The following is an 18,066-nucleotide window of genomic DNA, read 5'->3' on the forward strand; positions in this document are numbered from 1 at the left end:
ATGCTGATCCCGCGCAGGCTCAAGCACCGCAAGCAGCACCACCCGTCGCGCTCCGGCGCGGCGAAGGGTGGCACGCAGATCTCGTTCGGTGAGTACGGCATCCAGGCTCTCGAGCCGGCGTACGTCACGAACCGGCAGATCGAGGCTGCTCGTATCGCGATGACCCGCCACATCAAGCGTGGCGGCAAGGTCTGGATCAACATCTACCCGGACCGTCCCCTGACCAAGAAGCCTGCCGAGACCCGCATGGGTTCCGGTAAGGGTTCGCCCGAGTGGTGGGTCGCCAATGTCAAGCCCGGCCGGATCGTCTTCGAGCTGGCCGGTGTCCCGGAGGACCTGGCTCGCGAGGCGATGCGCCGCGCGATCCACAAGCTCCCGATGAAGTGCCGTTTCGTGGTGCGCGAGGGTGGTGGCAACTGATGGCAATCGGAACGAAGGGGCTCGCCCCCGTCGACCTCGACGCCATGGACGACGAGACGCTCGTCGCCGAGCTCAAGAAGGTCAAGGAGGAGCTCTTCAACCTCCGCTTCCAGTCGGCCACCGGCCAGCTGGAGAGCCACGGGCGCCTCAAGGCCGTCCGCCGCGACATCGCGCGGATCTACACGATCCTGCGTGAGCGCGAGCTCGGCATCCGTACCGCGCCGAGCGCCGAGTGAGTGAGGCTGGAATGAGCGAGAACGCAACCAACGCGCCCGACGTCGCCGAGGCGACCGAGGAGCGCGCGAACCGCAAGACGCGCCGCGGCTACGTCGTGAGCGACAAGATGGACAAGACCGTGGTGGTCGAGGTCGAGGACCGGGTCAAGCACCCGCTCTACGGCAAGGTCATCCGCCGCACGAGCAAGGTCAAGGTCCACGACGAGCAGAACTCTGCCGGCGTGGGCGACCTCGTGCTCATCATGGAGACCCGCCCGCTGTCCGCGACCAAGCGGTGGCGCCTCGTGGAGATCCTCGAGAAGGCCAAGTGATCCACCGGTCGTGACGGGCGGGCACGCTCGCCCGTCACGACCGCTCTCGTGCCGCACCGCGGTGCGGCAACCAGTGAGGACAGGTCGGGCGGGTCCACCGCCTGGTCCTGGCCGGTTCACCCGCGAGGGACCCGGCACTGACAGCTATCCGTTCGGCAAGGCTCGCCCCGCGCGAGAACCGGCTCGACGACAGGAGTTCATTACATGATCCAGCAGGAGTCGCGACTTCGTGTCGCCGACAACACGGGTGCCAAGGAGATTCTCTGCATCCGTGTTCTCGGTGGCTCGGGCCGTCGCTACGCCGGAATCGGCGACGTCATCGTCGCAACCGTCAAGGACGCGATCCCGGGCGGCAACGTGAAGAAGGGCGACGTGGTCAAGGCCGTCATCGTCCGTACCGCCAAGGAGCGCCGTCGTCCGGACGGTTCCTACATCAAGTTCGACGAGAACGCCGCCGTGATCCTCAAGAACGACGGCGAGCCGCGCGGGACGCGCATCTTCGGCCCGGTCGGGCGCGAGCTGCGCGACAAGCGGTTCATGAAGATCATCTCGCTGGCTCCGGAGGTGCTCTGACCATGGCCAAGATCAAGAAGGGCGACCTCGTCGTCGTCATCGCCGGCAAGGACAAGGGCAAGCAGGGCCGCGTCCTCGAGGTGCTCACCGACCGTGACCGCGTCATCGTCGAGGGCGTCCAGCGCATCACCAAGCACACCAAGGTCGGCCAGTCGCAGCGCGGCACGCGGACCGGTGGGATCGAGACCGTCGAGGCCCCGATCCACATCAGCAACGTGATGGTCGTCGACCCGGAGACCAAGAAGGGCACCCGCGTCGGGTACCGCACCGAAGAGGTCGAGCGTGACGGCCGCAAGCGCACCGTGCGCGTGCGTGTCGCCAAGCGCTCCGGGAAGGACATCTGATGAGCACCGAGATCGTTGCCCCCGAGGTGCCTCGCCTGAAGCAGCGCTACCGCGAGGAGATCGTCGCCGGTCTGCGCGAGGAGTTCGGGCACGAGAACGTCAACCAGGTCGCCCGCGTCACGAAGATCGTCGTGAACATGGGTGTCGGTGACGCGGCCAAGGACTCGAAGCTCATCGAGGGTGCTATCCGCGACCTGTCCGCGATCACCGGCCAGAAGCCGCAGGTGACCAAGGCCCGCAAGTCCATCGCGCAGTTCAAGCTGCGCGAGGGCATGCCGATCGGTGCGCACGTCACGCTGCGCGGCGACCGCATGTGGGAGTTCCTCGACCGTCTCCTGTCGATCGCTCTGCCGCGCATCCGCGACTTCCGCGGCCTGTCGCCCAAGCAGTTCGACGGGCACGGCAACTACACGTTCGGCCTCACGGAGCAGTCGATGTTCCACGAGATCGACCAGGACAAGATCGACCGTGTCCGCGGTATGGACATCACGATCGTGACCACGGCGACGACCGACGACGAGGGCCGCTCCCTGCTGCGCCGTCTCGGCTTCCCCTTCAAGGAGAACTGACATGGCGAAGAAGGCCCTGATCAACAAGGCGGCCGCCAAGCCCAAGTTCGCGGTCCGCGCCTACACCCGGTGCCAGAAGTGCGGTCGCCCGCACTCGGTGTACCGCAAGTTCGGCCTGTGCCGCATCTGCGTGCGCGAGATGGCCCACCGTGGTGAGCTTCCCGGCGTCACCAAGAGCAGCTGGTAACAACTACGTCGTAGGTCCTGGCGGAGCGCGTCGCACGACGCGCCTCCGCCCGGATACCACGTCGAGGAAGGGCTAGAGCCCGATGACGATGACCGACCCGATCGCAGACATGCTGACGCGTCTGCGGAACGCGAACTCGGCTTACCACGAGACGGTGACCATGCCGTACTCGAAGCTGAAGTCGCACATTGCCGAGATCCTCCAGGCCGAGGGCTACATCTCCGGCTGGAGCGTCGAGGACGCGACGGTGGGCAAGAACCTCACCATCCAGCTGAAGTTCGGCCCGAACCGTGAGCGCAGCCTTGCCGGCGTGCGCCGCGTGTCCAAGCCGGGCCTGCGCAAGTACGCCAAGTCCACCGAGCTGCCCAAGGTTCTGGGCGGTCTGGGCGTGGCGATCCTGTCCACGTCCTCCGGTCTGCTCACCGACAAGCAGGCCGCCAAGAAGGGCGTGGGCGGCGAAGTCCTCGCCTACGTCTGGTAATCCGGAAAGGAGATACGCCATGTCTCGAATCGGCAAGATCCCCGTTCCGGTTCCCGCCGGAGTGGACGTCACCATCAGCGGTGCGCTCGTGACCGTGAAGGGCCCCAAGGGCTCTCTCGAGCACCACGTGCCCGCCCCCATCCAGGTCGCTCAGGAGGACGGCACCCTCGTGGTGACGCGCCCGAACGACGAGCGCGAGTCCCGCGCGCTGCACGGCCTCACGCGCACCCTCCTGGCGAACATCGTCGAGGGCGTGACGCAGGGCTACGAGAAGAAGCTCGAGATCGTCGGCACCGGTTACCGCGTGACGGCCAAGGGCTCGGACCTCGAGTTCGCCCTCGGCTTCAGCCACCCGGTCGTCGTGACGCCGCCCGCGGGCATCGCGTTCGCGGTCGAGAGCCCGACGAAGTTCTCGGTCTCCGGCATCGACAAGCAGCAGGTCGGCGAGGTCGCAGCGAACATCCGCAAGATCCGCAAGCCCGAGCCGTACAAGGGCAAGGGTGTGCGTTACGCCGGCGAGGTCGTCCGCCGCAAGGTCGGAAAGGCTGGTAAGTAACGATGGCTCTGAAGGTTCTCGGCAAGGGCAAGGCCGTCGCGCGTCAGCGCCGCCACCTGCGCCTGCGCAAGAAGATCAAGGGGACCGCCGGTCGTCCGCGCCTCGTGGTGACGCGCTCGACGCGTCACATCACGGCCCAGGTCGTGGACGACACGATCGGTCAGACGCTCGCGTCGGCCTCGTCGCTCGAGGCGGACCTGCGTGCGCTCGACGGCGACAAGAGCGCCAAGGCCCGCAAGGTCGGCGAGCTCGTCGCCGAGCGTGCGAAGGCCAAGGGCGTCGACGCCGTCGTCTTCGACCGTGGTGGCAACAAGTACCACGGTCGGGTCGCTGCGGTCGCCGACGGCGCTCGCGAGGGCGGTCTGTCCCTGTGACGACGCCGACCATCCCCACACGGAAGCAAAGGATTCTCTGATGGCTGCAGGGCAGCGCAGCAACACCGGCGCCCCCACGGGTGCCGCCAACGAGTCGAGCGACCAGAACGCGCGCGGGGGGCGCCGCGACGACCGTCGTGGTGACCGTCGCGACGGTCGCCGTGGCGACGCAGCCGAGAAGAACGCCTTCGTCGAGCGCGTCGTCACCATCAACCGCGTCTCCAAGGTCGTCAAGGGCGGCCGCCGCTTCAGCTTCACCGCGCTGGTCGTGGTGGGCGACGGCGACGGCACCGTCGGCGTTGGCTACGGCAAGGCGAAGGAGGTGCCTGCGGCGATCGCCAAGGGTGTCGAGGAGGCCAAGAAGAACTTCTTCAAGGTCCCGCGCATCCAGGGCACCATCCCGCACCCCATCCAGGGTGAGGCCGCCGCCGGCGTCGTGTTCCTCCGTCCGGCCGCTCCCGGTACCGGTGTGATCGCCGGTGGTCCGGTGCGCGCCGTGCTGGAGTGCGCGGGCATCCACGACGTGCTGAGCAAGTCGCTCGGCTCGTCCAACGCGATCAACATCGTGCACGCGACCGTCGAGGCCCTGCGCAACCTGGAGCAGCCTGAGGCTGTCGCCGCGCGCCGTGGTCTCCCGCTCGAGGACGTGGCTCCGGCCGCGCTCCTGCGTGCCCGTGCTGCGGGGGTGAACGCCTGATGGCCAGGCTCAAGGTGACCCAGACGAAGTCCGCCATCGGCGGCAAGCAGAACCAGCGCGACACGCTGCGCACTCTGGGCCTCAAGCGGATCGGCGACACCGCCGTGAAGGAGGACCGCCCGGAGATCCGCGGCATGGTCGCGACGGTGGCGCACCTCGTCACCGTTGAGGAGGTCGAGTGACCATGGCTGAGAAGGCCACCAAGGAGACCGCCGAGGCTCCGAAGAAGAAGGCTGCTGCGAAGGCCCCCGCGAAGGCGGAGACCGCTACTGCTGCGAAGCAGTCGGGCAAGCAGACCGAGGGTGCCGGCGGCACGCTCAAGATCCACCACCTGCGTCCGGCTCCCGGCGCCAAGAAGGCCAAGACCCGCGTGGGTCGTGGTGAGGCGTCGAAGGGTAAGACGGCGGGCCGCGGTACCAAGGGTACGAAGGCTCGTTACCAGGTTCCCGAGCGCTTCGAGGGCGGGCAGATGCCTCTGCACATGCGCCTCCCGAAGCTGCGCGGCTTCAAGAACCCGTTCCGCACCGAGTACCAGGTCGTGAACCTGGACAAGCTCGCGGCGCTGTACCCCGAGGGTGGCCAGGTCACCGTCGAGGACCTCGTCGCGAAGGGCGCGGTCCGCAAGGGCCAGCTCGTGAAGGTGCTGGGCACGGGCGAGATCACCGTCAAGCTCGAGGTCGCGGTCGACGCCCTCTCGGGCGCGGCTCGCGAGAAGATCCTCGCGGCCGGCGGCTCGGTCTCGGAGGACTGACACCCCTGGACAGGGCCGGTGGCGCACACGCGCCGTCGGCCCTGTCCGCGTCTGGGAACGTCTTCCTGCACGACCCGTGGTCCGTCCGGCAGCGCGCCACGGTTAGACTCTCCGACGGTTGTCTCCCCGCACCCCGGGGTGACCGCCGTCACTCTCAGGTCCACGGTCGGTCCGTCCGGTCGTCGGGACCGACTTGCCGTTCGACGCGGCGCTACGGCTAGGGTGCCTCTTGGCGCCCGTGCCGTGCGTCACACCTCGCCGGGCCTCCCGGCGACACGACATCCCGCCTCGGCGGGCCAGGAGGATAGGTGCTCAGCGCATTCGCCCGGGCTTTCCGGACGCCCGACCTGCGGCGCAAGCTGCTGTTCACGATCGCGATCATGGCGATCTTCCGGGTGGGGTCGTTCATCCCCACGCCGGGTGTGGACTACCCCAACGTGCAGCAGTGCATCCAGGAGACCGCCGACGGCAACGACCTGCTCGGCCTCGTCAACCTCTTCAGCGGTGGCGCACTGCTCCAGCTGTCGATCTTCGCGCTCGGCATCATGCCGTACATCACCGCGAGCATCATCGTCCAGCTGCTGCGCGTCGTGATCCCTCGCTTCGAGGCGCTCCACAAGGAGGGGCAGTCGGGCCAGTCGAAGCTGACGCAGTACACGCGCTACCTGACGATCGCGCTCGCCATCCTCCAGTCGACGACCGTCATCACGACGGCGCGCAACGGCCTGCTCTTCCAGGGCTGCTCCGTGGACGTCATCCCCGACGGCAGCTTCGTGACGATGGCGCTCATGGTCATCACCATGACCGCGGGCACCGGCCTCATCATGTGGCTCGGCGAGCTCATCACCGAGCGCGGCGTCGGCAACGGCATGTCGCTCCTCATCTTCACGTCGATCGCCGCGAGCTTCCCGACCGCACTGTGGTCGATCGCCGGCGGCGCGAACGGCGCGACGAACTTCATCATCATGATCGCGGTCATCGTGGTTGTCATCGGCCTCGTCGTGTTCGTCGAGCAGTCCCAGCGTCGCGTGCCGGTCCAGTACGCCAAGCGCATGGTCGGGCGCCGCATGTACGGCGGGTCGAGCACCTACATCCCGATCAAGATCAACATGGCCGGCGTCATCCCGGTGATCTTCGCGGCGTCGCTGCTCGCCGTCCCGGGCCTCATCGCGCAGTTCGGCGACCAGAGCGCCGACTGGGTCATCTGGGTCAGCACGAACCTCGCCGACCCGGCCGCGCCGCTGCACATCGTGCTGTACGTGCTGATGATCCTGTTCTTCTGCTTCTTCTACACGTCGATCACGTTCAACCCGGACGAGGTCGCGGACAACATGAAGAAGTACGGCGGCTTCATCCCCGGCATCCGTGCCGGCCGGCCGACCGCCGAGTACCTCGACTACGTCATCACCCGCATCACGTCCGCGGGCTCCATCTACCTCGCGCTCGTCGCCCTGCTGCCGACGCTGGTCCTCATCGGGCTCGGCGTGAGCACGAACATCCCGTTCGGTGGCTCCTCGATCATCATCGTCGTCGGCGTCGGCCTGGAGACGGTCAAGCAGATCAACTCCCAGCTGCAGCAGCGCCACTACGAAGGGTTCCTCCGTTGAGCAACGCCACCGACGGCCAGTCCGCCTCGCGTCCCGCGCGCCTCGTCATCATGGGCCCGCAGGGCGCAGGCAAGGGGACCCAGGCCGCCCGGCTCGCCGAGCAGCTCGCCATCCCCGCGATCTCGACCGGAGACATCTTCCGGGCGAACATCAAGGGCGGCACGGAGCTCGGCCGGCTCGCGCAGGAGTACACCGCGAAGGGCGACCTGGTCCCCGACTCGGTGACGAACGCGATGGTGCGCGACCGCCTCGCCCAGGAGGACGCGGCGCAGGGGTTCATCCTCGACGGCTACCCGCGCAACGCGGCCCAGGTCGTCGAGCTCGACACGATCCTCGCGGACCTGGGCGTCGCCCTGGACGGCGTCGTGGAGCTCACGGCGGACCGTGACGAGCTCCTCGCGCGCCTGGCGAAGCGTGCGGAGATCGAGGGCCGCGAGGACGACACCGAGGAGGCCATCGCGCGCCGCCTCGACATCTACGCCGAGCAGACGGCGCCGCTCACGTCCGCCTACGAGGAGCGCGGCCTGCTCGTCCGCGTCGACGGCATCGGCGACGTCGACGAGATCACCGGACGCATCGTCTCGGCGCTGACCGCGCTCGTCGGCTGAGCACCGGCAGTTCGTCCGTAGGGTTCTGGGGAGCAGCAGGGTGTTCGGTCGCGAGCGCATCGAGTACAAGACGCACGACCAGGTCCGGTCCATGCGGAGCGCCGGCCTGGTGGTCGCGCGGGCGCTCGAGACGGTCCGTGAGACGGTCCGTCCGGGCATGACGACGGCAGACCTGGACGCGCTCGCCGCCGCGGTGATCGCGGACGCCGGTGCGACGCCGTCGTTCCTCGGCTACGAGGGCTACCCGGCGTCGCTCTGCGTGTCGGTGAACGACGAGGTCGTGCACGGCATCCCGGGCCAGCGCGAGCTGCGCCCGGGCGACATCGTCTCCGTCGACTGCGGGGCGATCGTCGACGGCTGGCACGGAGACTCGGCGGTCTCGTTCGTCCTCGGCGAGGGCGAGCCGCAGGACGCGGCGCTCGTGGAGGCGACGCGCCGGGCGATGTGGGCGGGCATCGCCGCGCTCGCGACGAGCGAGCGGCTCGGTGAGGTGGGCGCCGCCATCGAGGACTCGGTCCGGATCTCGGGTGAGTCCGACGGTGTCTCCTACGGGATCGTCGAGGAGTACGTGGGGCACGGGATCGGCTCCGCGATGCACCAGCCGCCGGACGTCCCGAACTACCGGACGCGCGAGAAGGGTCCGCGGCTGCGCCCAGGCATGTGCCTCGCGATCGAGCCGATGCTGACGCTCGGCGACCGCTTCACCGAGGTCTGCGAGGACGACTGGACGGTCGTGACCGACGACGGTGCCCGTGCGGCGCACTGGGAGCACAGCGTCGCGATCCTCGACGAGGGGATCTGGGTCCTCACCGCACCCGACGGCGGAGCGGCCGAGCTTGCGGAGCTCGGCGTCCGCGTCGCGCCCCTCGCGGTCTGACCTCGCGTCCCGCCAGCCGCGCCGGTACAGCCTCGCGTGCGGCGGGGGAGTGACGCGTCGCACGACTCCCGAGGCACGCCACGGTTTCGCGACTCTTGTCGGATGCCGTAGGATGGTCCGTCGGGTGTAGTCCGTGCACGTCGTTCAACCGGCCCCCGTCCCTCGGGACCCGGGCGACCGACCCCGCACGCGGCTCCACGCACCTCCCACGAACGGACGGCCTCGGGTCGGGCGTGCGCGGGAGTACCAGCAGTTCAGACGAGAGTTAGCGGAGGACATGGCAAAGAAGGACGGTGTCATCGAGATCGAGGGCAGCGTGGTCGAGGCCCTGCCGAACGCGATGTTCCGCGTGGAGCTGGCCAACGGTCACAAGGTTCTCGCGCACATCTCGGGCAAGATGCGCCAGCACTACATCCGGATCCTCCCCGAGGACCGGGTCGTGGTCGAGCTGAGCCCGTACGACCTGTCCCGCGGCCGGATCGTCTACCGCTACAAGTAGTCGCCACGCGTCCACCCACTCACCCGCCTCACCACCCGGACCCCGGACCGCTCGTCGGTCGCGCCCGGAGCGGGGCACCACTGAGGGAACGAAGATGAAGGTCAAGCCCAGCGTCAAGAAGATCTGCGACAAGTGCAAGGTGATCCGCCGGCACGGTCGCGTCATGGTGATCTGCGAGAACCTGCGGCACAAGCAGCGCCAGGGCTGAGCCCGCGCCTGCGCCACGGGTGACGGTCCCTCGGGACCGCAGTCACCAGGTCGCTCGTCATGTCGACGGCCGGCCACCAGCGCACCACCACGAACCTGCTCGGCACCCCGGACGCGAGTCCGGGAGGAGAACGCCACGGGCAGGCGAACCCCCGGCTCGGAGGCCGGGGCCCACGGAGCTCCCCGTGGGAGGGCAGTGCGACAGACCTCCGACGAAGCACGAGGAGCCGAAAGGCACATGGCACGTCTCATCGGCGTCGACCTCCCCCGCGACAAGCGGCTCGAGGTCGCGCTCACCTACATCTACGGCGTCGGCCGTACCCGCGCCCAGCAGACGCTGGCCGCGACCGGCATCAGCCCGGACGCGCGCGTGAAGGATCTCGGCGACGCCGAGCTCGTCGCGCTCCGCGACTACCTCGAGGGCAACTACAAGCTCGAGGGTGACCTCCGTCGTGAGGTGGCCGCCGACATCCGCCGCAAGGTCGAGATCGGCACCTACCAGGGCCTGCGTCACCGCCGCGGCCTTCCTGTGCGCGGCCAGCGCACCAAGACCAACGCGCGTACGCGCAAGGGACCCAAGCGCACCGTGGCCGGCAAGAAGAAGGCCCGCTGAGCCAGTCCGCAGGGCGGGCCCCGCTCGGGTGCTGACGTCGACCGCACGGTCCACGTCGTCCCGGTCGGAGATCCCCGCGGTCAGACCACCTCAGACCAGGAGAGAAACGAAAGATGCCTCCCAAGACTCGCGCCGCCGCTGGGCGCAAGCCTCGTCGCAAGGACAAGAAGAACGTCCCCGCCGGCCAGGCGCACATCAAGAGCACGTTCAACAACACGATCGTGTCGATCACGGACCCGTCGGGCGCCGTGATCGCGTGGGCCTCCGGCGGCGACGTCGGCTTCAAGGGCTCGCGCAAGTCGACCCCCTTCGCCGCCGGCCTCGCGGCCGAGGCCGCTGCCCGCAAGGCGCAGGAGCACGGCATGAAGAAGGTCGACGTCTTCGTCAAGGGCCCGGGCTCGGGTCGCGAGACCGCGATCCGCTCGCTGCAGTCGGCCGGCCTCGAGGTCGGCTCGATCCAGGACGTCACGCCGCAGGCGCACAACGGGTGCCGCCCGCCCAAGCGTCGTCGCGTCTGACCCTCGTCGTCGGCGTGCCGTCGACGGTCCGCCCGGTCTCCGACCGGCCGAGCCCGTCGACGGCACCCGTCACGGGGCAGCCGCCTCCTGACGGGGCCGACGCCCCCTTCCCGGCCGGGTGGACAGAGTCCCGGCCGGGGCCGCGTGCCGCAGGCGCGCACCTCGCCTTGAACCGTGCAGCGTCATATGGCGGACGCTCACCGAAAGGAAACCACCAGTGCTGATCGCACAGCGCCCCACCTTGACCGAAGAGGTCATCTCGGAGAACCGTTCGCGCTTCTCCATCGAGCCGCTGGAGCCGGGCTTCGGCTACACGCTCGGCAACTCGCTGCGTCGCACGCTGCTGTCGTCCATCCCGGGCGCGGCGGTCACCTCCATCCGCATCGACGGTGTGCTCCACGAGTTCACCACCGTGCCGGGTGTGAAGGAGGACGTCACCGAGGTCATCCTCAACATCAAGAACCTCGTCGTCTCCTCGGAGAACGACGAGCCCGTCGTGATGTACCTGCGCAAGCAGGGCGCTGGTGCGGTCACCGCGGCGGACATCGTCCCGCCCGCGGGTGTGGAGGTCCACAACCCCGAGCTGCACATCGCCACGCTCAACGACAAGGGCAAGCTCGAGATCGAGCTCACCGTCGAGCGTGGCCGTGGGTACGTCTCGGCCTCGCAGAACAAGTCGTTCGACGCCGAGATCGGGCGCATCCCGGTCGATTCGATCTACTCGCCGGTCCTCAAGGTGACCTACAAGGTCGAGGCGACGCGTGTCGAGCAGCGCACGGACTTCGACAAGCTGGTCGTGGACGTCGAGTCGAAGCCGGCGATCTCGCCGCGCGACGCGCTCGCGTCGGCGGGCAAGACGCTGGTGGAGCTCTTCGGCCTGGCCCGTGAGCTCAACGTCGAGGCCGAGGGCATCGAGATCGGCCCGTCGCCGACGGACGCGGCTCTCGCCGCGGACCTGGCGCTGCCGATCGAGGAGCTCAACCTCACGATCCGGTCGTACAACTGCCTCAAGCGCGAGGGCATCCACCAGGTGGGCGAGCTCGTCGCACGCAGCGAGGCGGACCTGCTCGACATCCGTAACTTCGGTGCGAAGTCCATCAACGAGGTGAAGGAGAAGCTCGCCGAGCTCGGTCTGTCCCTCAAGGACTCGCCGCTCGACTTCGACCCGTCGGCCGCCGCGTACTACGACGGCGACGACGACGAGGCGACGTTCTCGGACACCGAGCAGCAGTACTGAGCCTGCGGCTCTAGACACCTCAGCGCGTCCGGGTCCGCACCTGCGGCGCGAAAACTTCCCAAGGAGCACATCCCATGCCTACCCCCGCCAAGGGCCACCGGCTCGGCAGCGGACCGGCTCACGAGCGCCTGATGCTCGCGAACCTGTCCACCCAGCTCTTCGAGCACGGCCGCATCACGACCACCGAGACCAAGGCGAAGCGCCTGCGTCCCGTGGCCGAGCGCCTCATCACGTTCGCGAAGCGCGGCGACCTGCACGCGCGTCGTCGCGTCCTGCGCGTCGTGCGCGACAAGTCCGTGGTGCACACGCTGTTCACCGAGATCGCCCCGCAGATGGCGGAGCGTGAGGGTGGCTACACCCGCATCACGAAGGTCGGCACGCGCAAGGGCGACAACGCGCCCCTCGCGGTGATCGAGCTCGTGACCGAGCCCGTCAGCCCCAAGCAGGCCGTCGTCCGCGAGGCGGAGAAGGCCGCGGAGAAGGCGAGCAAGAAGAAGGCGGACAAGCCGGCCAAGAAGGCCGACAAGGTCGAGGACGCGCCCGTCGAGGACGCCCCCCGCCGCCGTCGAGGACGCTCCCGTCGAGGACGTCCAGGACGCGCCCGTCGAGGACGCCGCCGAGGAGAAGAAGGAGGCCTGAGCCTCCTCGATCGTCTCTCGGGGTCCTCCGCGACCCCACACCGCAGGGCCCGGGACCGGTTGGTCTCGGGCCCTGCGGCGTTCTGCCGTGCCGACGGCGCCGGTACGTCCGGGCGTCAGGGTGGCCGCGCGAGATCGACCCGTATGTCCGAGATCGACCTTCCGAGGGTCGAACTCGTGGCGTACGGGTCGATCTCCGGTCGGGGAGGGCCTACGGTCGAGACGTGACGAGTGACGACCCCCTGCGGACGGCGTGGCCGCCGGTCGTCCTCGTGCACGGCTCGCGGACGTCGCGGTCGATGTGGCGCGACCAGCTCGCGGCGCTGCGTCGCGCCGGGGTCGACGCGGCGGCCGTGGACCTGCCGGGGCACGGGGCGCGGCGGGGTGAGGCGTTCACCCTGGACGGTGCCGTGGAGGCCGTCGCCGCCGGGATCGACGACGTGGGTGGGCGCGCGCTCGTCGTCGGCCTGTCGCTCGGCGGCTACGTCGCGATCGAGGCCCGCGCGCGGCACCCGGAGCGCGTCGTCGGCCTCGTGGCCGCCGCCTGCTCGACGCCGCCCGCCACGCGCCTGCGCGGGGGCTGGCTCCTCGTCGCCCGCGGCATCGAGCGGCTCCCGGACGGGGGAGCGGGACTGAACCAGGCGCTCGTCGACCGGGCGCTCACGCCCCAGGGAGCGGCCGACCTCGGCGCCGGCGGGTACGCGCTCGACGTGATGAGCGCGATCCTGCGCGAGGTCGAGGGGGTCGATCCCGTGGCGGCCCTCGCCGTCACGGACTCGCCCGTGTGGCTGGTCAACGGCCGATGGGACCACTTCCGGTTCGGGGAGCGCGGGTTCGTCGAGGCGGCACGGCGCGGGGGAGCGCCCGCGCGGCTCGTGGTGATCCCGGGCGCCCGGCACCTCGTGAGCCTCGACGCGCCGGTCGCGTTCAACCGCGTCCTGCTCGACGCCCACCGCACGGTCGCCGGGGCCTGCGCGAGGGCCGCGGACGCCGTCGACGCGCGTCCCGCGGCCGCGACGCGCGAGGGCCACGTGCTCGGCCGCTGAGCGCCCTCAGGCCGGCGGCAGGTCCCAGGCGCGCGCCCCGCCGACGAGCGCCGCGGAGTTGGGCACGACCACGACGTCGTCGCCGAGGCGGTCGAGGACGCTCGGGGTGATCTGCCGCGAGTTCCCGCCGCCCAGGTACAGCCGGTCCCACCAGAAGACGGGTCGCAGGCCCTCGACGACCGCGAGCACGCGCCGCGACCACAGCCCGTTGCCGAGCCGGCGCCGCTCGGGCTCGCCGACGTACTCGTCGTAGGTGGTTCCCCGGCGCACGGGTGCGCGCGACCACTCGAGGTGCGGCGCGAGCCGCCCGCCGTGGAAGAGCGCCGAGCCCAGCCCGGTCCCGAGCGTCAGCACGAGCTCGAGCCCGGACGCCGCCACGACGCCCGCGCCGTGCACCTCGGCGTCGTTGAGCACGAGCGCGGGCACGCCGAGCCGCTGGGCGACGGCCGCCTGGACGTCGAAGCTCGTCCACGCCTCGACGAGGGCCGGGTCCACCCGCGAGCGAGGGCCGTTGCGGGTCACGTAGTGCGGGGTGTGCACGACGACCCCGCGCCGGACCATGCCGGGCATGCCGACGGTGGCCCGGTCGGCGGGGGGCAGCGTGGACGCGATCTCCGCGATCGTCTCGACGAGCAGCTCGGGGGGCAGCGGGTAGGGCGTCGGCACGCGGACGGCGGCGGCGTGCGCGGTGCCCGACGCGTCGAGCACGTTCGCCTTGATCCCGCCGCCGCCGCAGTCCACGGCGAGGGTGCGGACGTCTGCGCGGTCGCCGGTCATGGGCGGCAGCGTAGGCACGACGGAGCGCGCACCGCACGGCCGGGCGACTACCGTGAACTCCCGTGAGCGACGCCCCGGCCCCCGACGCACCCTCCGACGACCTCGCCTCCGCCGCGCGGCCCGAGCTGCCCGACGGCGCCGTGCGGGTCCGCCTCGACCTCGCCTACCAGGGGACGGACTTCGCCGGCTGGGCCCGCCAGCCGGGTCTGCGGACCGTCCAGGGCGCGATCGAGGACGGGCTCGCGACGCTCCTGCGCGGTCCGGCGCCGCGCCTGACCGTCGCGGGACGTACGGACGCGGGCGTGCACGCACGCGGGCAGGTCGCGCACGTCGACCTCACGCGAGACCAGTGGGAGGCGCTGCCCGGGCGCTCCGACCGGACGCCCGGGGACGCGCTCGTCGCGCGGCTCGGCGGGGTGCTGCCGGGCGACGTCGTCGTGCACCGCGCGGCTCCGGCCGCGGCCGGGTTCGACGCCCGCTTCTCGGCCCTGCACCGCGCGTACACCTACCGGGTGGCGGACGACCCGGCGCAGCGCGACCCGCTGCGGCGCGGGTGGGTCCTGTGGAACCGCCGCCCGCTCGACGTCGCCGCGATGGACTCCGCGGTCCGGCCGCTCCTCGGGGTGCGCGACTTCGCGGCGTTCTGCAAGCCGCGCCCCGGGGCGACGACGATCCGCGAGCTCCAGCGCCTGTCGTGGTCGCGGCCCGTCGACGGGCCCGACGCCGGCCTCGTCGTGGCGCACGTCCGCGCGGACGCGTTCTGCCACAACATGGTGCGCGCGCTCGTCGGCGCGTCGCTCGCGGTGGGGGAGGGGCGGCGCGACGTCGCCTGGCCCGCGCAGCTCCTCGCGAGCCGACGGCGGGACGCGGGGGCCGGCGTCGTGCCCGCCCACGGGCTGGTGCTCGAGGGGGTCACGTACCCGCCGGACGACGAGCTCGCCGAGCGCGCCGAACGGATCCGTGCGGTGCGCAACGAGGAGGACGTCTGGGACGGCGGCGCCTCCTGACCGTGCGGCGGCCCTCTCAGGGCTCCTCGACGACGTGCACGGCCGCCTCCTCGGCGCCCGCGGCGCCCCCGGAGATGCCCTCGTCGTCGGCGTAGGTGTCGTTCTGGCGCCCGTCGAGCGCGTCCGGGTCCGCGACGAGGCGGCCCGAGCGGGTCTGGTCCGGCCGGTCGAGCGGGTCGCGGTCCCAGTCCTCCGGCTCCTCCTCGGCCAGGCGCTGGTCGAGCGTCTCGCCGTGCACCTCTTCCCACGGCGTCTCGCCGTAGTGGTTCTTCCGGGGGCGGTCGGGCGGGGAGTAGCCCTCGTCGAGCACGTCGTCGACGCCGCGGTCGAGCAGCGTGTCCTCGGCCTGGAGCTGGTCGTTGTCGCCCTCGGCGCCGGTCTCCGGGTCCGGGCTGGTGCCGGTGGTGTCTTCGCTCATGCGTCCACAGTGGCACCTCGTGCGGTCGGGCGCAGCATCTGCACCCGGACCTGCACCGACGCGCCGCCGGCGATACCGTGGGACGGGCCGCGCGTCGCGGCCGCCCGCGAACGAGCCCGAGAACCGAGGACCATCATGGCCGGCGTCGACGACATCCTGTCCACCATCCCGCTCGACCAGCTCGCCGGTCGGCTCGGCGTCGACGAGGCGACGGCGCAGCAGGCCGTGGGCGCGGCGCTCCCTGCGCTGCTCGGTGGGCTCCAGGCCAACGCGCAGGACCCGGCCGGCGCGGCGTCGCTCGGCAAGGCGCTCACGCAGCACGACCCGTCGCTCGTGGAGGGCGGGGTGAACCTCGACGACGTGGACACGGCCGACGGCGAGAAGATCGTCCGCCACGTCTTCGGGTCGAACGAGGAGGCCGTCGTCGCGCAGCTCGCCGACTCGACGGGCACGCAGCAGGGCCTGCTCTCGAAGGTCCTGCCCGCGCTCGCGCCGATCGCGCTTGCGTTCCTCGCGAAGCAGCTCGGCGGCAAGGACGCCGGCGCGGGCTCGTCCTCGGCGGCCCCGGAGAGCGCGGGCGGCGGCGGCCTGGGCGACCTGCTCGGCGGTCTGCTGGGCGGCGGCTCGGGCGGGTCCGGGGGTGGCCTCGGGGACCTGCTGGGCGGACTCGGTGGTCTCCTCGGGGGCGGCCGGCGCTGAACCCGGGGCCGATGGCGGCTGTCCCGGCCGGGGGCGCGCCCGCACCGAAGGGACGGGGTCGCGCGGAATCCGCGTGACCCGGCAGGCCCGCCCGGGGGACCATGTCCCTGTGGGACACCTCGACCTCAGCGACGTCACGTATCACCTGCCCGACGGCCGCACGCTCCTGGACGGCGTGAGCCTGCGCGTCGCGGACGGCGCGCGGGTCGCCCTCGTGGGACCGAACGGCGTCGGCAAGTCGACGCTCCTGCGCATCGTGACGGGCGACGTCGCGCCGCACGGCGGGGCGGTCGTGCGCAGCGGCGGCCTCGGGGTCATGCGGCAGGACGTGGGGCGCATCGACGACGACCGCACCGTGCGCGACCTGCTCGTGGAGCTCGCGCCCGCCGCGGTGCGGGACGCGGCGGTCGAGCTCGCCGCGGCCGAGCACGACATCATGCTGGTCGACGACGAGCCCGCCCAGCTCCGGTACGCGCAGGCGCTCGTCGACTGGGCCGACGTCGGGGGCTACGACGCCGAGACGGCGTGGGACGAGGTGACCGACGAGGTCTTGTCCGTCCCGTTCGAGAAGGCGCAGTGGCGCGACGTGCGCACGCTGTCCGGCGGTGAGCAGAAGCGTCTGGCGCTCACGGCGCTGCTCCGCGGGCCCGAGGAGGTCCTGCTGCTCGACGAGCCGGACAACCACCTCGACGTGCCGACGAAGCGCTGGCTCGAGGAGCGGCTCGTCGCGTCGCCCAAGACGGTCCTCTACGTCTCGCACGACCGCGAGCTGCTGTCCCGCACGGCGACGCAGGTCGCGACGCTCGAGCCGACGCCGGGCGGCGGGACCGTCTGGGTGCACGGCGGCGGGTTCGCGACCTACGCGCAGGCGCGCGCCGACCGGCGCGAGCGCCTGGCCGAGCTCGCGCGGCGGTGGGACGAGGAGCACGCGAAGCTCCGCGAGCTGGTGCTCACCCTCAAGACGAAGGCGGCCTTCAACGACGGGCTCGCGAGCCGGTACCAGGCCGCGCGCACGCGCCTGCGGAAGTTCGAGGAGGCGGGGCGTCCCGAGGTGCTCGCGCGCGAGCAGCGCGTCACCGTGCGGCTCGCGGGCGGTCGCACCGCGAAGCGTGCCGTGACGTGCCAGGCGCTCGAGCTGACCGGGCTCATGCGGCCGTTCGACCTCGAGGTGTTCTTCGGGGAGCGCGTCGCGGTGCTGGGCTCCAACGGGTCGGGCAAGTCGCACTTCCTGCGGCTCCTCGCCGCCGGCGGGAGCGACCCCGAGCCCGGGGTGGTGCCCGACGCCGCGACGTCCGACGGGGTCCGGCCCGACCCCGTGGCGCACACGGGTCGCGCGGTGCTCGGCTCCCGGGTCCGGCCGGGCTGGTTCGCGCAGAACCACGACCACCCGGAGCTGCGTGGGCGCACCCTCCTGGAGATCCTCCACCGGGGAGACGGGCATCGGGCCGGGATGGGACGCGAGGGCGCGAGCCGCGCGCTCGACCGGTACGAGCTGGTCGGCCAGGCGGAGCAGCGCTTCGAGACGCTCTCGGGCGGGCAGCAGGCGCGGTTCCAGATCCTCCTGCTCGAGCTCGACGGCGCGACCCTGCTCCTGCTCGACGAGCCGACGGACAACCTCGACCTGCACTCGGCGGAGGCGCTCGAGACCGGCCTCGCCGCGTTCGAGGGCACCGTGCTCGCGGTGACGCACGACCGGTGGTTCGCGCGCGGGTTCGACCGGTATCTCGTGTTCCGCGAGGACGGGGAGGTCGTCGAGGCTCCGGAGCCGGTCTGGGACGTCGATCGGGTGCAGCGGGCGCGGTAGCCCCGCGTGCGG

Annotated in this window: 27 protein-coding genes and 1 pseudogene; 26 read left to right on the forward strand and 2 right to left on the reverse strand. The window is 71.2% G+C overall.

Annotation, left to right across the window (positions count from 1 at the left end; genetic code table 11):
- The 23 genes and pseudogenes from rplP to JOE63_RS07250 all read left to right on the forward strand — a co-directional run bounded on the left by rplP (window position 1) and on the right by JOE63_RS07250 (window position 13,349).
- Window positions 1-420 carry a 50S ribosomal protein L16 gene (gene rplP, locus JOE63_RS07140; protein WP_021480428.1) on the forward strand — a complete coding sequence of 140 codons (420 nt, stop codon included), beginning with the start codon at window positions 1-3 and terminating at the stop codon, window positions 418-420.
- On the forward strand, window positions 420-656 hold the full coding sequence (gene rpmC, locus JOE63_RS07145) for a 50S ribosomal protein L29 (protein ID WP_021480429.1): 237 nt from the start codon (window positions 420-422) through the stop codon (window positions 654-656). The genes rplP and rpmC overlap by 1 nt, the downstream gene beginning before the upstream one ends.
- An 11-nt stretch (window positions 657-667) precedes the next feature.
- A complete protein-coding gene (gene rpsQ / locus JOE63_RS07150; RefSeq protein WP_204540209.1) occupies window positions 668-967 on the forward strand; it encodes a 30S ribosomal protein S17 in 300 nt (99 codons plus the stop codon).
- A 204-nt stretch (window positions 968-1,171) separates the two neighbouring features.
- A complete protein-coding gene (gene rplN / locus JOE63_RS07155) occupies window positions 1,172-1,540 on the forward strand; it encodes a 50S ribosomal protein L14 (protein ID WP_056653778.1) in 369 nt (122 codons plus the stop codon).
- Between the two features lie 2 nt (window positions 1,541-1,542).
- Window positions 1,543-1,884, forward strand: coding sequence for a 50S ribosomal protein L24 (gene rplX, locus JOE63_RS07160; protein ID WP_087471316.1), 342 nt, complete (start codon window positions 1,543-1,545; stop codon window positions 1,882-1,884).
- Window positions 1,884-2,453: a 50S ribosomal protein L5 gene (gene rplE / locus JOE63_RS07165; RefSeq protein ID WP_087471317.1), complete on the forward strand. Its 570-nt coding sequence runs from the start codon at window positions 1,884-1,886 to the stop codon at window positions 2,451-2,453. Before rplX ends, rplE begins: the two co-directional genes overlap by 1 nt.
- Before the next feature lies 1 nt (window position 2,454).
- The gene (locus JOE63_RS07170) at window positions 2,455-2,640 is read left to right on the forward strand and encodes a type Z 30S ribosomal protein S14 (protein WP_021480434.1); all 186 of its coding nucleotides are present in this window, start codon (window positions 2,455-2,457) and stop codon (window positions 2,638-2,640) included.
- 82 nt (window positions 2,641-2,722) lie between these two features.
- Complete coding sequence (gene rpsH, locus JOE63_RS07175; RefSeq protein WP_087471318.1) at window positions 2,723-3,121, forward strand: 30S ribosomal protein S8; 399 nt, start codon at window positions 2,723-2,725, stop codon at window positions 3,119-3,121.
- A 19-nt stretch (window positions 3,122-3,140) separates the two neighbouring features.
- On the forward strand, window positions 3,141-3,677 hold the full coding sequence (rplF, locus tag JOE63_RS07180) for a 50S ribosomal protein L6 (protein WP_087471319.1): 537 nt from the start codon (window positions 3,141-3,143) through the stop codon (window positions 3,675-3,677).
- A gap of 2 nt (window positions 3,678-3,679) precedes the next feature.
- Window positions 3,680-4,051, forward strand: coding sequence for a 50S ribosomal protein L18 (rplR, locus tag JOE63_RS07185; protein WP_087471320.1), 372 nt, complete (start codon window positions 3,680-3,682; stop codon window positions 4,049-4,051).
- Window positions 4,052-4,091: 40 nt separating this feature from the next.
- On the forward strand, window positions 4,092-4,748 hold the full coding sequence (rpsE, locus tag JOE63_RS07190) for a 30S ribosomal protein S5 (RefSeq protein ID WP_021480438.1): 657 nt from the start codon (window positions 4,092-4,094) through the stop codon (window positions 4,746-4,748).
- The gene (gene rpmD / locus JOE63_RS07195) at window positions 4,748-4,930 is read left to right on the forward strand and encodes a 50S ribosomal protein L30 (RefSeq protein ID WP_021480439.1); all 183 of its coding nucleotides are present in this window, start codon (window positions 4,748-4,750) and stop codon (window positions 4,928-4,930) included. The genes rpsE and rpmD overlap by 1 nt, the downstream gene beginning before the upstream one ends.
- A gap of 2 nt (window positions 4,931-4,932) precedes the next feature.
- Window positions 4,933-5,499 carry a 50S ribosomal protein L15 gene (gene rplO, locus JOE63_RS07200; protein WP_087471321.1) on the forward strand — a complete coding sequence of 189 codons (567 nt, stop codon included), beginning with the start codon at window positions 4,933-4,935 and terminating at the stop codon, window positions 5,497-5,499.
- 308 nt (window positions 5,500-5,807) lie between these two features.
- Entirely contained in the window at window positions 5,808-7,106 is a 1,299-nt protein-coding gene (gene secY, locus JOE63_RS07205) for a preprotein translocase subunit SecY (protein ID WP_204540212.1), read from the forward strand.
- On the forward strand, window positions 7,103-7,714 hold the full coding sequence (locus JOE63_RS07210; protein WP_275582771.1) for an adenylate kinase: 612 nt from the start codon (window positions 7,103-7,105) through the stop codon (window positions 7,712-7,714). Before secY ends, JOE63_RS07210 begins: the two co-directional genes overlap by 4 nt.
- A 40-nt stretch (window positions 7,715-7,754) precedes the next feature.
- On the forward strand, window positions 7,755-8,591 hold the full coding sequence (gene map / locus JOE63_RS07215; RefSeq protein WP_204540216.1) for a type I methionyl aminopeptidase: 837 nt from the start codon (window positions 7,755-7,757) through the stop codon (window positions 8,589-8,591).
- A gap of 277 nt (window positions 8,592-8,868) precedes the next feature.
- The gene (infA, locus tag JOE63_RS07220; RefSeq protein ID WP_012867920.1) at window positions 8,869-9,090 is read left to right on the forward strand and encodes a translation initiation factor IF-1; all 222 of its coding nucleotides are present in this window, start codon (window positions 8,869-8,871) and stop codon (window positions 9,088-9,090) included.
- A 94-nt stretch (window positions 9,091-9,184) separates the two neighbouring features.
- On the forward strand, window positions 9,185-9,298 hold the full coding sequence (gene rpmJ, locus JOE63_RS07225) for a 50S ribosomal protein L36 (RefSeq protein WP_009740505.1): 114 nt from the start codon (window positions 9,185-9,187) through the stop codon (window positions 9,296-9,298).
- Window positions 9,299-9,535: 237 nt separating this feature from the next.
- Window positions 9,536-9,910, forward strand: a complete 375-nt coding sequence (rpsM, locus tag JOE63_RS07230) for a 30S ribosomal protein S13 (RefSeq protein ID WP_021479758.1) — start codon at window positions 9,536-9,538, stop codon at window positions 9,908-9,910.
- A gap of 113 nt (window positions 9,911-10,023) precedes the next feature.
- On the forward strand, window positions 10,024-10,428 hold the full coding sequence (gene rpsK / locus JOE63_RS07235) for a 30S ribosomal protein S11 (RefSeq protein ID WP_021479759.1): 405 nt from the start codon (window positions 10,024-10,026) through the stop codon (window positions 10,426-10,428).
- A 217-nt stretch (window positions 10,429-10,645) separates the two neighbouring features.
- Entirely contained in the window at window positions 10,646-11,665 is a 1,020-nt protein-coding gene (locus JOE63_RS07240) for a DNA-directed RNA polymerase subunit alpha (RefSeq protein ID WP_087471324.1), read from the forward strand.
- 74 nt (window positions 11,666-11,739) lie between these two features.
- Window positions 11,740-12,304, forward strand: a pseudogene (gene rplQ, locus JOE63_RS07245) (50S ribosomal protein L17).
- 223 nt (window positions 12,305-12,527) lie between these two features.
- The gene (locus tag JOE63_RS07250) at window positions 12,528-13,349 is read left to right on the forward strand and encodes an alpha/beta fold hydrolase (protein ID WP_307839982.1); all 822 of its coding nucleotides are present in this window, start codon (window positions 12,528-12,530) and stop codon (window positions 13,347-13,349) included.
- Between the two features lie 6 nt (window positions 13,350-13,355).
- Here JOE63_RS07250 and JOE63_RS07255 read toward each other — a convergent pair whose 3' ends face one another.
- Entirely contained in the window at window positions 13,356-14,126 is a 771-nt protein-coding gene (locus JOE63_RS07255; RefSeq protein WP_087471326.1) for an ROK family protein, read from the reverse strand.
- A gap of 62 nt (window positions 14,127-14,188) precedes the next feature.
- On the opposite strand from JOE63_RS07255, the gene truA reads away from it, so the two are divergent.
- Complete coding sequence (gene truA / locus JOE63_RS07260) at window positions 14,189-15,133, forward strand: tRNA pseudouridine(38-40) synthase TruA (protein WP_374059001.1); 945 nt, start codon at window positions 14,189-14,191, stop codon at window positions 15,131-15,133.
- Between the two features lie 16 nt (window positions 15,134-15,149).
- On the opposite strand, the gene JOE63_RS07265 is transcribed toward truA, so the two are convergent.
- The gene (locus JOE63_RS07265) at window positions 15,150-15,551 is read right to left on the reverse strand and encodes a DUF5709 domain-containing protein (protein ID WP_087471327.1); all 402 of its coding nucleotides are present in this window, start codon (window positions 15,549-15,551) and stop codon (window positions 15,150-15,152) included.
- Between the two features lie 135 nt (window positions 15,552-15,686).
- Here JOE63_RS07265 and JOE63_RS07270 point away from each other — a divergent pair, with 135 nt between their 5' ends.
- Both JOE63_RS07270 and JOE63_RS07275 read left to right on the forward strand, forming a co-directional pair.
- A complete protein-coding gene (locus JOE63_RS07270; protein WP_087471328.1) occupies window positions 15,687-16,250 on the forward strand; it encodes a DUF937 domain-containing protein in 564 nt (187 codons plus the stop codon).
- Between the two features lie 109 nt (window positions 16,251-16,359).
- Window positions 16,360-18,054 (forward strand): ABC-F family ATP-binding cassette domain-containing protein, encoded by a 1,695-nt coding sequence (locus JOE63_RS07275; protein ID WP_087471329.1) that lies wholly within the window; start codon window positions 16,360-16,362, stop codon window positions 18,052-18,054.
- The last annotated feature ends 12 nt before the right edge of the window (window positions 18,055-18,066 follow it).

The sequence above is a fragment of the Cellulosimicrobium cellulans genome, assembly GCF_016907755.1.
Classification (GTDB): domain Bacteria; phylum Actinomycetota; class Actinomycetes; order Actinomycetales; family Cellulomonadaceae; genus Cellulosimicrobium; species Cellulosimicrobium cellulans_D.

Excerpts from the sequence above, each read along its gene's own strand:
- rplP (WP_021480428.1), top strand. The coding sequence starts at position 1 with ATGCTGATCCCGCGCAGGCTCAAGCACCGCAAGCAGCACCACCCGTCG.
- rpmC (WP_021480429.1), top strand. The coding sequence starts at position 420 with ATGGCAATCGGAACGAAGGGGCTCGCCCCCGTCGACCTCGACGCCATG.
- rpsQ (WP_204540209.1), top strand. The coding sequence starts at position 668 with ATGAGCGAGAACGCAACCAACGCGCCCGACGTCGCCGAGGCGACCGAG.
- rplN (WP_056653778.1), top strand. The coding sequence starts at position 1,172 with ATGATCCAGCAGGAGTCGCGACTTCGTGTCGCCGACAACACGGGTGCC.
- rplX (WP_087471316.1), top strand. The coding sequence starts at position 1,543 with ATGGCCAAGATCAAGAAGGGCGACCTCGTCGTCGTCATCGCCGGCAAG.
- rplE (WP_087471317.1), top strand. The coding sequence starts at position 1,884 with ATGAGCACCGAGATCGTTGCCCCCGAGGTGCCTCGCCTGAAGCAGCGC.
- JOE63_RS07170 (WP_021480434.1), top strand. The coding sequence starts at position 2,455 with ATGGCGAAGAAGGCCCTGATCAACAAGGCGGCCGCCAAGCCCAAGTTC.
- rpsH (WP_087471318.1), top strand. The coding sequence starts at position 2,723 with ATGACGATGACCGACCCGATCGCAGACATGCTGACGCGTCTGCGGAAC.
- rplF (WP_087471319.1), top strand. The coding sequence starts at position 3,141 with ATGTCTCGAATCGGCAAGATCCCCGTTCCGGTTCCCGCCGGAGTGGAC.
- rplR (WP_087471320.1), top strand. The coding sequence starts at position 3,680 with ATGGCTCTGAAGGTTCTCGGCAAGGGCAAGGCCGTCGCGCGTCAGCGC.
- rpsE (WP_021480438.1), top strand. The coding sequence starts at position 4,092 with ATGGCTGCAGGGCAGCGCAGCAACACCGGCGCCCCCACGGGTGCCGCC.
- rpmD (WP_021480439.1), top strand. The coding sequence starts at position 4,748 with ATGGCCAGGCTCAAGGTGACCCAGACGAAGTCCGCCATCGGCGGCAAG.
- rplO (WP_087471321.1), top strand. The coding sequence starts at position 4,933 with ATGGCTGAGAAGGCCACCAAGGAGACCGCCGAGGCTCCGAAGAAGAAG.
- infA (WP_012867920.1), top strand. The coding sequence starts at position 8,869 with ATGGCAAAGAAGGACGGTGTCATCGAGATCGAGGGCAGCGTGGTCGAG.
- rpmJ (WP_009740505.1), top strand. The coding sequence starts at position 9,185 with ATGAAGGTCAAGCCCAGCGTCAAGAAGATCTGCGACAAGTGCAAGGTG.
- rpsM (WP_021479758.1), top strand. The coding sequence starts at position 9,536 with ATGGCACGTCTCATCGGCGTCGACCTCCCCCGCGACAAGCGGCTCGAG.
- rpsK (WP_021479759.1), top strand. The coding sequence starts at position 10,024 with ATGCCTCCCAAGACTCGCGCCGCCGCTGGGCGCAAGCCTCGTCGCAAG.
- JOE63_RS07255 (WP_087471326.1), bottom strand. The coding sequence starts at position 14,126 with ATGACCGGCGACCGCGCAGACGTCCGCACCCTCGCCGTGGACTGCGGC.
- JOE63_RS07265 (WP_087471327.1), bottom strand. The coding sequence starts at position 15,551 with ATGAGCGAAGACACCACCGGCACCAGCCCGGACCCGGAGACCGGCGCC.
- JOE63_RS07270 (WP_087471328.1), top strand. The coding sequence starts at position 15,687 with ATGGCCGGCGTCGACGACATCCTGTCCACCATCCCGCTCGACCAGCTC.